The organism is Lewinellaceae bacterium, from assembly GCA_020636105.1.
Taxonomy (GTDB): Bacteria; Bacteroidota; Bacteroidia; order Chitinophagales; family Saprospiraceae; genus BCD1.
In genome coordinates, this window is the sequence record JACJYL010000002.1 from 974463 (window position 1) to 987660 (window position 13198).

Annotated in this window: 10 protein-coding genes; 4 read left to right on the top strand and 6 right to left on the bottom strand. The window is 43.7% G+C overall.

What is annotated here, in order from left to right; genetic code table 11:
- Positions 1-242: 242 nt before the first annotated feature.
- From H6571_20970 to H6571_20980, 3 genes are all read right to left on the bottom strand, one after another.
- Positions 243-1568 (bottom strand): MFS transporter, encoded by a 1326-nt coding sequence (locus H6571_20970; GenBank protein MCB9326226.1) that lies wholly within the window; start codon positions 1566-1568, stop codon positions 243-245.
- Between the two features lie 42 nt (positions 1569-1610).
- A complete protein-coding gene (locus H6571_20975; protein MCB9326227.1) occupies positions 1611-1829 on the bottom strand; it encodes a proteinase inhibitor I4 serpin in 219 nt (72 codons plus the stop codon).
- A gap of 82 nt (positions 1830-1911) precedes the next feature.
- On the bottom strand, positions 1912-5013 hold the full coding sequence (locus H6571_20980; GenBank protein MCB9326228.1) for a T9SS type A sorting domain-containing protein: 3102 nt from the start codon (positions 5011-5013) through the stop codon (positions 1912-1914).
- Positions 5014-5698: 685 nt separating this feature from the next.
- Between H6571_20980 and H6571_20985 the strand changes: the two genes are divergently transcribed.
- Positions 5699-7522 carry an OmpA family protein gene (locus H6571_20985; GenBank protein MCB9326229.1) on the top strand — a complete coding sequence of 608 codons (1824 nt, stop codon included), beginning with the start codon at positions 5699-5701 and terminating at the stop codon, positions 7520-7522.
- A gap of 27 nt (positions 7523-7549) precedes the next feature.
- Positions 7550-8875, top strand: a complete 1326-nt coding sequence (locus H6571_20990; protein ID MCB9326230.1) for a hypothetical protein — start codon at positions 7550-7552, stop codon at positions 8873-8875.
- A 133-nt stretch (positions 8876-9008) separates the two neighbouring features.
- On the opposite strand, the gene H6571_20995 is transcribed toward H6571_20990, so the two are convergent.
- Both H6571_20995 and H6571_21000 read right to left on the bottom strand, forming a co-directional pair.
- The gene (locus H6571_20995) at positions 9009-9728 is read right to left on the bottom strand and encodes a lysoplasmalogenase (GenBank protein MCB9326231.1); all 720 of its coding nucleotides are present in this window, start codon (positions 9726-9728) and stop codon (positions 9009-9011) included.
- Between the two features lie 152 nt (positions 9729-9880).
- Complete coding sequence (locus tag H6571_21000) at positions 9881-10480, bottom strand: CvpA family protein (protein MCB9326232.1); 600 nt, start codon at positions 10478-10480, stop codon at positions 9881-9883.
- Between the two features lie 291 nt (positions 10481-10771).
- Here H6571_21000 and H6571_21005 point away from each other — a divergent pair, with 291 nt between their 5' ends.
- Complete coding sequence (locus H6571_21005; protein MCB9326233.1) at positions 10772-11236, top strand: hypothetical protein; 465 nt, start codon at positions 10772-10774, stop codon at positions 11234-11236.
- A 127-nt stretch (positions 11237-11363) separates the two neighbouring features.
- Positions 11364-12329 (top strand): D-2-hydroxyacid dehydrogenase, encoded by a 966-nt coding sequence (locus tag H6571_21010; GenBank protein ID MCB9326234.1) that lies wholly within the window; start codon positions 11364-11366, stop codon positions 12327-12329.
- 66 nt (positions 12330-12395) lie between these two features.
- Here H6571_21010 and H6571_21015 read toward each other — a convergent pair whose 3' ends face one another.
- Complete coding sequence (locus tag H6571_21015) at positions 12396-12728, bottom strand: hypothetical protein (protein MCB9326235.1); 333 nt, start codon at positions 12726-12728, stop codon at positions 12396-12398.
- Between the last annotated feature and the right edge of the window lie 470 nt (positions 12729-13198).

The window sequence follows — 13198 nt, forward strand, 5'->3', positions numbered from 1 at the left end:
GATCAGGATTCTCAGGATTATTGGATTTTCAGGATTGTTTATTCCCTGGTAATCATAAACCTTTTAACTATTGGAATAACCAGAAACGAGTAACGAGTAAGAAGCATTTTTGTCAGGATCAGGATTCTCAGGATTATTGGATTTTCAGGATTGTTTATCCCCTGGTAATCATAAACCTTTTAACTATTGGAATAACCAGAAACGAGTAACTAGCAACGAGTAACCAGTAACAAGCATCCCCCCTACACTTCCACCTCTTCCACAAGGCCTGTAGCATGCTCAATTTTAACATACCTGAGAATGACCAGTCCCAACAAAAAATACACTCCCAACACCAATACACTCATCCGCATATTGCCGGTTATATTGGTGATCAAACCGAAACTAAAGGTGCCTAAAATGATGGAAATTTTATCCACCACCTCATAGAAGCTGAAAAAGGAAGCCGTATCTTTCAAATCTTCGGGAAGTAATTTTGCATAGGTAGATCTCGAAAGCGACTGAATCCCTCCCATCACAATGCCCACCCCGGCGGCCAGGGCATAAAAATCGAGTTTTCCTGAAACGATATAAGCCAGGAAACAAATGACGATCCAGATGACAAGCATCACCATAATGGAAAACTTGTTGCCTTTGGCATCCGACAACTTTGCAAAAATATAGGCCCCGCCAATAGCCACGATCTGTAATATCAACACCACAATGATCAATTCACTGGTTTCAAAATGTAATTCCTGCTTGGCAAAAAGGGATGCCAGGTAAAGCACCGTCTGCACTCCTGCATTGTAACAGAAAAAAGCCGCCAGGAAAATCTTGATCTGCCGCTGTTGCTGGATAAATTTCCACACTTTTACCAACTCTCGAAATCCACGGGTGATGAGGCCTTTATTCTTATTTTTTTTATCCCTGGGCAATCGGCTGAAAGGGATGATTGCAAAACCTATCCACCACAACCCTACCATAATAAAAGATATTCGAACCGCGGTGGTGCCGGTATTGTGTATGCCGAACCATTCCGGTTTTTGAATCATGAGCAAATTCACAATCAACAAGATAACACTTCCAACATAACCGAAAGTAAACCCTCTTGCACTCACCCTGTCGTACTGGTCTTCCGAGGCGATCTGCGGCAGATAGGAATTGTAAAAAACCTGTCCCCCGGCAAAACCGACCATCCCTAATACAAAACCCAACACCCCGATATACACTTGTGAAGTATCCCGGAACCAAAACAGGGAAATGCAGGCCAAAGAACCAATAATGGTAAAAAATCGCATGAATACCATCTTCTTGCCTCCATAATCGGCAATGCCGGACAAAATCGGGGACAAAATGGCAATCAGGATATAAGCCGCAGAAATGGAATAAGCATAAAGGGCATTATTGGACATTTCAAATCCTAAAAACTTGACCTCCGCGGCCGTCACTTCCGTGAAATAAGTGGGAAAAATAGCTACTGTGATGACAAGTGCAAAAGCAGAATTCGCCCAGTCGAAAAAAGCCCATCCGTTGATAGTACGACGGTTATTGAGTTCTATCGCGGGAAGTTTTGTTACGTTGGTGTTCATTGAAGCGGGTTTTATTCCATGCAAGATAGGAAAAAATTTAACTTACTTGCAATTACACTTCTCCTGGCACTCCTCCAGCGTTTTAAAAGGCACCACCCCATTGCAACCTCCCCAAATAAAGGATTTGCAGGTTTTTTCTTCCTGGTCGAAATAGTACATTTTGAAGGCTGCCTTGCATGGACCCGGCTCTGGCTTTAGCAGGCAATTGGCATCGAGCTCCACTTCGTTGTTTTGTGCATTTTTGCGGTTGCAATTTTCCATAGTCAGGAGGACCGTGGCTAAAAATAAAACAGGTAAAATATTTTTTAATAATTTCATTATTGATTGGTTTTAAAACAATGATTTATTTCTTCACCACTTTTATTATTTTATGGATCTGAGGATCATTAAATACTAGGAAGTATATTCCTGAAGGTTGTGATAAAATCGAAAATTCTCCAGTCATGGTTTCGTTGTATCGAACGAGGTAATTGTGCTGAATGATCCGTCCTAAGGCATCTCTTACAGTAAAATCAAGCCGGTCCATTCCGTTTAAACCGTCTATGTTCATTTTGAACACCCCATTTGTCGGATTCGGGAACAATTCTATTTTATGTCCGTCTGCCAGCCAATCCGTCGCTACCATAATATCAATCACCACATTTTCAAGGGCCACCTGGCAATCATCTGCATCCTGAACCATCACCTGGTAAATTCCGGGCAGCAAATTTGCAAACAAAGGATTGTTTTGGAAAGTACTGCCTCCGTCGATGCTGTATTCGAGATCGTCTCCACCATTTGTCGCATTGACGATTATCGTACCGTCGGTATGGGTTTCTCCTGTAGCGGGTGTCAGGCTGACGGTTGCCTCAAGGGTACATTCAAAAGTGGCACAAAATTCATGCATTTCCTGGAATCCGAAATTGGTATTCATCAGGGAAGCCAACTCGTGTCCTTCGGCATCTTCAATGACAAAATTTCCGTACGGCACGTTCACCCCATCTCCATAACTATCATAAATGGTAAAGATATAACAGGCATCCGGATCGAGGCACCATTCCTCTTTATACAGGAAAAGACCATTGGTATAATCTCCTCCTTCGTAAACGATATTGCCGTCAAGGTCCGTCAATTTCCAGCTGACCTCTTCGGGATGGTTGTCCGGCCTGATTTTAAAATAAAGGGTCACTCCATCAGCAATAGCCAAAAAAGTTCTTGAAAACAAATCGTTTTCCAGGGTCTGATCAGTTTCACCATTAGGGCTTTGGGTATAAGCACTTACCAAATTGGAGCCATTAACCAACGGGCCAAAAACGACGGGCACATTAGCCCATTCACCCGATTCGAGGCTACCCGCCCAGTGGATCGTATCCACAACGGTTCCATTAAGGTCTATAAAAATGATTACATTAGTCATCGTATCCACTCCATAATTATAGAGTTTCAGGATCACCTCAGCAGTCTCGGAACAAATGGCCTCTTCCAAACCGGTAATGTTGCCAATTCCCGCATCAAAACGGGGCAGCTTGGCAACGCTCATCCTCAACGTATCATTATAAAGCGCCTGGTCATCGTCTAAATCGGTAAAAAGCCTCAATTGATACGGGCGGATTTCATTCATATCCACAGTTTGGGTAAAGGTATGAACATAAGTACTGTCAGGGGCGAGGAGAAAATTCACGGTATCCACCACAGCAGGTTCATCATCGATGATGTACCCCACATGGAAAACACTTTGGGTGTCCAGGCCATAATTTTTCACTTCAATTTCCACCACTTCCGTGGCGGTCAGGTTCTCTGACGACTGAGGTGTATTCAACGCCACCACCCCAATATCGATGCTATCCCGCTGAAGTTCGAAACCTACGATCTTGGTTCCCCAATTACTGCCGTTTCTCATGTATTCTCCTGTGTACCAAAAGGTTCTTTCATTGACAGGGTCCACCGACATGGAGGCGTAATCTCCAAAACGATCCGTTTGAGAATGGCTGAGGCCGTGGGCAAATTCGAATTCTTCTACGGTCATTTCTCCAAGAGGATCCACCACCCTGCGCCCGGTAAACCTGAGGGAAGGATAAGTGTCCTCCCCGGAAACCGAAAAAGCCAGTCCTATATTTCCCAGGGCATCCATGGCGATGCCTCCTAAAAACCGATGGTCGCCGTCATTCGGGGCGTAAGTACCCTCCTGGTAAACCGACCAGTTTTCTCCCGGCATCTTTCTCAATTCTATCCAGCGTATCCCGGCAATGTTGCTGCCCGGGGCGGCGTCCACCAGGAAATTCAAAACGATGGATTCATGTGTACCGAAATTGCGGTAAGGCATTCTATGCATCAATACCTGCGGAATGGCATCGATGCCCCCGCCTGCAGGTTGGGGCACGCAGGCAAAACCTCCTGTTTCCATGGAGCAGGGGTAACTGTCGAAAGCAGCGGTAGGAATGTTAAAAGGTCCGTTGGCCCCGGAATTATTGGGCACTTCCCAGTCGATGTCAAAGGTCCACATTTGGATGGCATCCTGGTTGACTCCATTCCAGGAATCATCCAATATGCGCAATACCATCGGCGGGCTGTCGGCGTTTGGCGGTGTTTGTCCGTCCCAATCAACGGGAGTCGGGACATAAAAGCCCGGGCCGCTGCCATTGGGTATGGTAATGCGCTGCATATCCACGTTCTCGTCTCCGTTGATCATGGCTTCCCTGTTGAAAAAATAGATGGGCGTCTGATTTTCGTTTGTGGTCAGGTAATAACAATTGTTCCAGATGCCATATTTGGGGTAGTCCGGAAAACTTGGCGTGGTAAATTCATAGGCCATCCAGCTTCCCAGAGGGTCTCCGGTCTCAGAAACCGCGATCAGCAGTTTATTTTGTCCGAAAGGAGGCGCAAACTCCGTCAGCAACCAACGATCAGCCGCCTGGTCGTACAAAATGATGGGGTCGCCGCCCGATGAAGCGCCGAATTGCTGCCAAAGGCTATTGACCGAGGTGGGCCCTCCAACGGCATTTCCCTCCTTATCAAAAACCCTGAATAAAGTAGCATTGACCATCTGAACGTAATAATTGGCTCCGATATCCCCACAAGGATCAGGGGGCGTCGCACCGCTATTGGACTGATTCATTCCTTCAATGATCACCTTAGGTTCCACGGGTACACCTTCCACATTTCTGGCTGCCTCGAATTGACGTACAGGATCCTCTCCAATGGGCAAGGCATTGTGATTGGGTTCATATTCCCCGGTCCTGCCGATAAAATTAGGAACGACATGAGGATTGTTCTGTTTTGATTGTTTTAATTTTTCCAGGGAAGTTCCGGGGGCGCTCATCAGGTCCCGCAAAGGAGTGGATTTACCAAGAAAACGGGCTTTGGTAACCTGTACCTCTGATTTGGCAACTGGGTTTTGCGCACTCAATCCATGGCTCAATGCAAAGGCCAGGAAAAATGCCCAAAAGGTGTTGATAACATTTTTCATACTATTGGTTTTGTCTGTTAAGATCGTCCTTAAAGAATATTTACCTTCTAAAAGGCACAATAATACAATATTAACCCAATTGCCTAAACCAATACTCTTCCAATTTGTCAGGTAGACTTCAAAGAGTTCCCGATAATACGCTTTAAAATAAGTAAAGCCGATAACGAGATTATCGTTATCGGCTTTCTTTAAATCCCCTTTCAATATTTTAAAAAACCGCCGGCGTACTAAAAAATCGAATGTCAGTGTCCGGCGGTCATGCATTTCTATTCCTGATCAAAAAGTCATTGTATTTGCATTGAACCATTTCAACAATTTTTCAAAACCAAATTTAGAGACCTTTGAGTACATGGGCGTACCAACTTAGGGACACGAACGTACCAAATCCGGAAAAATACAACACTTGCCGGCATTCTTGCGACATTTTAGCCTACAGCATTTTTTTACTTCAACACAAAGATCATGGAATTAATTTTTTCAAAAAAGCGTAGAAATACCTGTTTTAGGGTCAAAGTTTTTACTCGTAGAGTAGCTTATCGATGGGATCAGGTTTTGCTGAATCCTAAAATTATCCTCCTCATCGGGTAACATTCCAATGCGGCTTTTGATATCAAACTGTTCGTACAAAATGAAGGCATATTTTCCATCAGACCTTCCATACTTTAATTAGAAAACTTAATTGATTATGAAAGTTTTAAAAGAAATCCAAAAAGAAAAAAAGTTAACCCATCTAAAAATGACAGCTAACCGGTTGTTATTGACCCTTGGGTTGATCCTGATGATTTTTACTGCCAAATCCCAGGGAACCTTGCCTGTAAAGGCCCTGGCACAAAGTCCTTCTTTTGAAATAGGGGGGCGATTCGGTTATGATTTGCCTCTTTTTAATACGCCCTACAATGAATTGAAGTACAAAGGAGGCAGGAACATCAGTGCTGTTGCTGACTACCATTTTCCCTCCAACTTAGGGATTCGATTGGAATATGCCAACATCCTCACCAGGCCTTTTATCAGAATACCGGATTCAGTGTATTATGCCAAAATAGCGGCGGCTGTCCTAAAGAAGGATTTGCCCGTTCGCCGACATTTCATCGGGATTGGGCCCAGTTATTTGTATCGTCCCGGGGGTGCTAAATTCGGCGTACTGATCGCCCCCATGGCCGGGTATTCGTGGATCTCCGGGGGCGATGCCTATGCCGAAAGCCACGGACCTGAATCGTCCACCCTTCCAGATGTGCAACTGATCAATACCGGATTTAAAAGTTCAAACCCAGCCGCAAAGGTGGATATTGAGTTTTCCTATGCCATCACCGACAACCTCAGTCTTGACCTTGGCTTTTATTACATCAGGCATTTCGGGGTTCGTTTTGACCCCGCTATGGACATCACTCCTCCTGGTGGAAATCCTGGTGTGATCCATGGAGAAAACATATACGATCATACGGTAAATCCATATACATTGACAGACGAATCGCCCTGGGTGATCCGGCAGGACGTGGAAAAACCATGCTGCATGGATCTGGCTTCAGCAGGGGTCAATATGGGTTTAAAATATAAGCTGCATGCTCCTAAACCTCCCGCCTGTAACATCTGCGGATGCCCCAATGATAGCCATAAAGTGGTAGTTACCGTCCGGGACGATCTTTCCAAAAAAGTAATTCCCAATGCCGACGTTGCCATTAAGGATATCAACGGACTTATCATCGCCACAGGCACCACCAATGCCTTTGGGGTAGTCGATTTCGGACAGGTGCCTCATGACAACTACGTTGTGACAGGCATTGTATATGACATTGAAACCACGACAGCCTCTATTTTTGATGAAGAGTTCCTGCCGGATGCCGTGATCAGAAAAGAGGTATTGTACACTGACCTTAGATTCATCCTGAAGGGTAGAACGGTCAACAAAAGCACCCGAGCACCAGAACCCAATGTGGTTGCCTCCCTCACCAACAGGGGAACCGGCGAGGTAAAACAGGACAATTCCGATGGCCTGGGTCAGTTTGCCTTCCGGCTTGAAAAAAATTCAAGCTATGAAGTAGTTGGAATCAAGGAAAACCGGTTGTCAGACATCGAACAGGTTTCCACCCTGGGGTTGTCGAGAAGTACCACCCTGTTTGTAGACCTCGAACTGGGAGTTGATAATTTTGACTGCGGTACCGGTACCGTACTTGATATCAAATATTGCAATGATTGTGATAATCTGAATACGCAAGCCAAAATCGAACTCGACAGGCTGGTCAGGTATATGAAAGACCACCAGATTGGCCGAGTGGAACTCGCATCCCATACCTCAAGCGTAGGGGATTGGGATTACAACATGGGCCTTTCAAGAAGACGGGCTGAAAACGCAGTGGCCTACATCGTTTCCAGGGGAATTCCAAGAGACCGGATCATTGCCAAAGGTTACGGTGAATCCCAATTGAAGAACCGTTGTGCCGATGGCATTGACTGTACCGAAGAGGAACATAGAATAAACAGAAGAACAGAGGCCAAACTGCTTTGTAACTAATTTCATTAATTCTTAAAAATGCAACCCATGAAAAAGATATTTTCATTGACTACAACAATTGCATTGGTAAGCTTCATGAGCTGCCAAAAATGTGAAGAGGTGATCTTTGAACCCTGCCAGGAGATCATTCCCAATTCCGAACACTGCGGCTGGACCGTAGCAACCCATTACTCAGCCGAACAAAATGGAAATGTTGGAGTGATTTACGATACCCGGTTCAATTCCCAGGCCCCAAAAGGCGATGATTGGGGAACAACGACCTCTGCGCCACAGGTCACCGCGTTTCACCCTTCTAACTGGACGGGGAACCAAATCGGACAGGTGTTCGGCATCGCCATTGACGACCAGGAGAACATTTACCTGGCCTCCTCCGATATTTATTATTTTGACGGCGGATTCTCAGGTCCTTTGGTATCTGCCAATATAGGCAGGCCTTTTTCTGCCGGACAGATATTCAAATGTGCTCCACCGACATGGAACGCGGTCCCTTTTGCCGTACTGCCTAATTTTGCCACTTCTGTTTTTCCAGCGGAGCCCTTGAACGGAACGGGCAATATTGCTTTTGACAAATGGAACCGTCAGCTGTTTGCCACGAACCTGGAAGATGGCAAGATTTATAGAATCGCCATGGACGGCACCATCGTGGAAACCTATGATCCGTGGAATGCAGATACCGGATTGCCGGGCATCGTTAGCCAGCCCGACTGGGTTTGGGCCATTGGCGTCAACCTGGAGGAAGGAGTAATAAAGGTCTATTTCCCCAGAATTACGCCGGAAGAACGAAGCATTTATTCCGTGACTCTTGTAGATGGGGCTTTCCCGCCAGCGGGTTCAGAAATACTGGAAATATCAAATGTTAGAGGGGACCAGGCGATTATTTCAGACCTCGCATTTTCTTCAGATAACCAGGAAATGCTGGTGTCCGAAAGAGGAGATCCCCACTCAGCCGAAGTGTTTAGTTATAGCCGTTCCGGCAGCGCCTGGAGTTTCAATCAAAACTATTTTGTTGGCAGGAATAACGGAGAGAATTCGGCAGGAGGCATTGACTTTGCCTATACGGAAATGGACGGCAACGTCAGTGCTGCCTGCGACGAATATTTCTGGGCTTCCGGCAACTATATGGGGGCGAGTAAATCCAGCCTGGGTTATATATACGGTCTGGAAGGTATTTCCTATGCCGGCAATAATAATTATTTTGCCCCAACGCCAACCGCCAACAAGGACACAGACTTATTCATCGATTTTGACGGGCTCGATGGTACAGGAACGAAACGCTCTGTCGGAGATGTGGAAGTCTTTGATTGTTATAATTGCATGGATCCCTGCGACCTGGGTGATTTTATGGGTGGATGATGCACCTCCCCTCCATTCAAACATTTGAATTTATTAAGACCAAATACAGAACACTTTCAGAGTGCACTGGCAAGATAAAGTCCGGGCAATATTCCTACTGTTTGGGAAACATTGCCTGGATTTTTTGTCCAACTTAATTTACAGGCTCAGCCGACCTGGATATGTCAAGGCTGCGGAGGGCAATCAAATACTGCGCCGCCAGATAAGTCACCATAATAAACACTCTCCCATTCGGAATACTGATCCCTTGAGGATTGAATTTATTGATGGCAATCATACTATCGGATAGCACGAAAAGCAAAACGCCAAGAAATAACATAGTGAACAATTGGGAAGGAATTTTACCACTCAGGTTAGCAGCGGTAGCGGCCATCGTCACTATAGCTATGCTGTAAACGGTCACCGGGATTTTTAAATCAGCAGGTATGCCCGGCCAGAGGAAAGCGGTGTTGCCAATCAGGAATACCAAAAAGAAAATGGCCACCCAGGGGTTGCGTTGTAAAAGTCCTTTTTCCTTTGACTTATATTTTAAAAATCCGGTGGCATAGGCCACATGGGCCAATAAAAAACAGATGAGCCCGTAAATAAAATAATTAGGCCCCTTTTCAACAAACATCAGAAAAGTATCCCCGCCAATGGAAAAGATCAAACCGAATAAAACAAAACGGGAGAAAGCGGTTGGCTGATCCTTTGTATTTAGCCATAACCAAACGGACAGCAAAGTCAGCAGAAGCGGTTTGGTAATATAAATCAGCAAGACATTTTCAACTCCTGTTGCATAGATATGAATAAGAGATAAAAGCAGATAGCCCCAAACCAGGTATCTGTACGAATGGCCGGAAGTCTTGTTCATGATAATAGGTTTTTCCGGCTACAATATAAGCAAGTGACGGTAGAATCAAAAGGATGATGTCTTGGATTTTTGGCAGCACGAAGAATGGGAACATCGATCTCACATTCTCGCATTCAAGCATTAAGGTATTCAAGCATTAACTTTTGCCCTTTCTACCTTTTACTGCTATCCGCATCTTCATCAATATCGAAAATGGTATCGGAACTCTTTTTTTCCACGCCCCCACCCTTTTCAATACGGTCCATGAAGTTGATGGAATATTCCCAAAATTCTTTAAATACGGGTTTGAGTTTTTGGCTCACCCCCATAAGCTTATCAGGCATTGCTTCAAGAACGCCATAGGTCAGCGATTCTTTTTTTGTGGTATCATCAATGATGTGAGCCCGTTCGCCGAAGAGTACAAAAACACTAAAAAGAGAAACCAGTAAAAAAGCCATTATTGCCCCTCCTGCGGCCTGATTGATAATATTTACATTTCCTGTTTTGAGAATTCCTTCAAGGCTGTTGGCCAAAATCCGAATCAGGAGCCAGGTCAATCCGAATACCACCAAAGTACCCGCTATAAACATCAAACCGTGATGATAATTTAAGATCGATTCCAAAAAATCCGTCATCATTGGGCTAAACTTAGCCGCCGCAATAACTCCAAAAACAATTGAAATTAATGTGAATACGGTCTTTATTATTCCCTTGGAAAAACCCAGGTAAAAGCCGTACGCCGCAAAGATCAAACATATTATATCTATTACCATACTCCAAAATTAAGGGTTATGCAGCAATTTTATCCTATTTTCAGATGTTATGTTACAGATAATCGACGAAATGCAGCCTGTTGATAACAAAATAGCCCGTGGTCAATGATATCACGATCACCTGATCTTTGTTAGTTAAGGCGAAAAGGCAGAAGAATGATAGACTCATTTTACCCTTCCATCATTCTGCCATTGTAAAAACTTAAAAATCAACATTTTAAAATTTATCATTTATCATTTTAAATTTATCATTTTACCTACCTTTGTCTAAAACCGTTAAAAATTACACTTATGAAATTTATTTATTCCCTATTCATCCTCTGCTTGTTTGCCGGGAGTTCTTTTGCTCAGGAAACTGAAATTCCAAAAGTTTTTGTGCTCGGAGAACAGGAAAAATCCTACGAACAACTCAATCAAACCTACAGCCAGACCCTTCTTGAAGCTTCAGGAAACGATATAAAGCTAGCTTTTGACAATTGGCTGGACATGATGGAAGCCATGGACAAATACGCTGATAAAATCCATTACGACCTGAAAGGCATCCGTTTATGGTTACATGTTTTTTGGGCTGAAGACGGAACGGTTGACCACATTGGTTATCTGCTCCGGCCGGATTCCCGTAATGCCAATGAAGCGGAATTAAATGCTTTTTTCTCCACTTTCATTAAGAAATATAAGTTTCCGATAAAAAGTGAAAAAAAATTCAATCACTATACCGGGGCCACTTTCCCTACTTTCATACAGCGAGCGAATTAATTTCCAAATCTTATATTTGAAAACAAAAAGTAGCCAAAATGACTCAAGTTCGTCGTTTTGGCTACTTTTTTTGTTGATCTAAAATGAAGTAATTTTGTCTTTTTATAATAAACAGAAACACCTTCCAATGATTAAAATTCTCGCAAATGACGGCATTCACCCGGATGGAAAAATGCTGCTCGAAGAAGCTGGTTATACGGTTGATACAACAAAAGTAGCCCAGGAAGACCTCAAAGATGTCTTGCCGGAATACGATGTCATTATCGTACGCAGCGCCACCAAGGTGCGTAAGGACCTGATAGATGCCTGCCCTAAATTGAAAATAATTGCCCGTGGAGGTGTTGGCCTCGATAACGTTGACCACCAGTACGCCCGGGAAAAAGGTATTGAGGTGATCAATACTCCCGCCGCTTCTTCCCAGGCCGTAGCTGAGCTCTCCTTCGGACATATGTTCTCTCTGGCCCGCCATTTACAAAATGCCAATTGGGAAATGCGTAACATGGATGCAGCCAAGTTTAATAAACTTAAAAAAGATTATTCCAACGGTTTCCAGCTGAGAGGAAAAACCCTTGGGGTGATCGGTTTTGGCCGAATTGGAGTGGAAACAGCGAGAATTGGCCTGGGCCTGGGGATGAATGTACTCCCCTACGACATTATTCCTGATCTCAAAATTGCTATTGATGTGAATATTTATCAAAGCGAAACGGCCAAACTGACCATCAAACTCAAAACAGTGGAGATGGACGAACTGCTCGCCAAGAGTGACTTCATCAGTATCCATGTTCCATTTAGCGACGGACCAGTGATCGGGAAAACAGAAATGCAAAAATTGAAAGACGGGGTGATCCTCGTAAACACGTCACGCGGTGGAATGATCGACGAAGAAGCCCTGCTCGAAGGACTTGAAAGCGGAAAAATCGGAGGAGCAGCACTTGATGTATTCAATAATGAGCCTACTCCTCGTGAAGCCATCCTCCACCATCCAAAAATTTCATTGAGCCCTCATATCGGCGGCTCTACCATAGAAGCTCAGACTAACATCGGGCTGGAACTCGCTGATAAGATCATCGCATTTTTTGGTGATGATAAATAATTTACTCGTTGCTGGTGGCTCGTTGCTCACTAATGTTTCGGGCAACCAGTCACCAGCGATAAGGTTCTAGTAATTATCATAAATTTGTATGGGCTGATCAATAAGTTGTTTCACCATCAATTGAATGCGAAGCATTTTGTAATGATCCATTTCATACATTCTGACATTCTTTTCCTTAGATATTTTCACAATACCAACCTCCTGCAAAGCGTCAATCTGCTTTTGAAGGATAATCGGTGGTAAATTTGTTTCATGTTGAAGCTGGATAAAATCGACTGAATCGTTCGATCTCAAAAACCTTAAAATGGGAATACTCCATTCATGGCTGATAATTTCCAGGTTTTGAATAGCATAGCTTAGCCTGGCTAAACTGCCTTTTATAGTGTTGTTAGTGTACATAAGTGTTTAAAAAATTACAAACTGGTATTAAAAATTTACTGGCTGGAAGCAGTTTCCCGCTGCCATCATACATATCCTTTCAAAAAAGTCCGAAGACATAATCCAGCATGAAGAAAGCCATTTAATCATGCTTTAGATATGATACGGGCTATTCGCTTTTGTGTTTCAAATTTTTAGAAAAAAATTCCTATTTTTTTTCATCCCATCTTTTCAAAAAAAATCTTTCAAAAATCAATCCCCTCTATCCATAATAAAAAAGAGTGTATCCTTTTTATTCGCTATCCCCCCTTGAGGCAAAAATATGCGCTAAGAAATCATTATATAAATCAGGTTTCTAAATTTGCAATTGTTTTTTAATAACAAAACATTAATGCTAAATTTGTAGCCAACCTTACACTTTAGAATCCTATGGCCAAAACGCCCAGCACGAAACTTTATGAATTGATCCATTCCCTGACTGGATCGGAAAA

Coding starts and splice junctions, on each gene's coding strand:
- H6571_20975 (MCB9326227.1), bottom strand. CDS start 1,829: ATGGAAAATTGCAACCGCAAAAATGCACAAAACAACGAAGTGGAGCTC.
- H6571_20995 (MCB9326231.1), bottom strand. CDS start 9,728: ATGAACAAGACTTCCGGCCATTCGTACAGATACCTGGTTTGGGGCTAT.
- H6571_21005 (MCB9326233.1), top strand. CDS start 10,772: ATGAAATTTATTTATTCCCTATTCATCCTCTGCTTGTTTGCCGGGAGT.
- H6571_21015 (MCB9326235.1), bottom strand. CDS start 12,728: ATGTACACTAACAACACTATAAAAGGCAGTTTAGCCAGGCTAAGCTAT.
- H6571_20970 (MCB9326226.1), bottom strand. CDS start 1,568: ATGAACACCAACGTAACAAAACTTCCCGCGATAGAACTCAATAACCGT.
- H6571_21010 (MCB9326234.1), top strand. CDS start 11,364: ATGATTAAAATTCTCGCAAATGACGGCATTCACCCGGATGGAAAAATG.
- H6571_20980 (MCB9326228.1), bottom strand. CDS start 5,013: ATGAAAAATGTTATCAACACCTTTTGGGCATTTTTCCTGGCCTTTGCA.
- H6571_20990 (MCB9326230.1), top strand. CDS start 7,550: ATGAAAAAGATATTTTCATTGACTACAACAATTGCATTGGTAAGCTTC.
- H6571_21000 (MCB9326232.1), bottom strand. CDS start 10,480: ATGGTAATAGATATAATATGTTTGATCTTTGCGGCGTACGGCTTTTAC.
- H6571_20985 (MCB9326229.1), top strand. CDS start 5,699: ATGAAAGTTTTAAAAGAAATCCAAAAAGAAAAAAAGTTAACCCATCTA.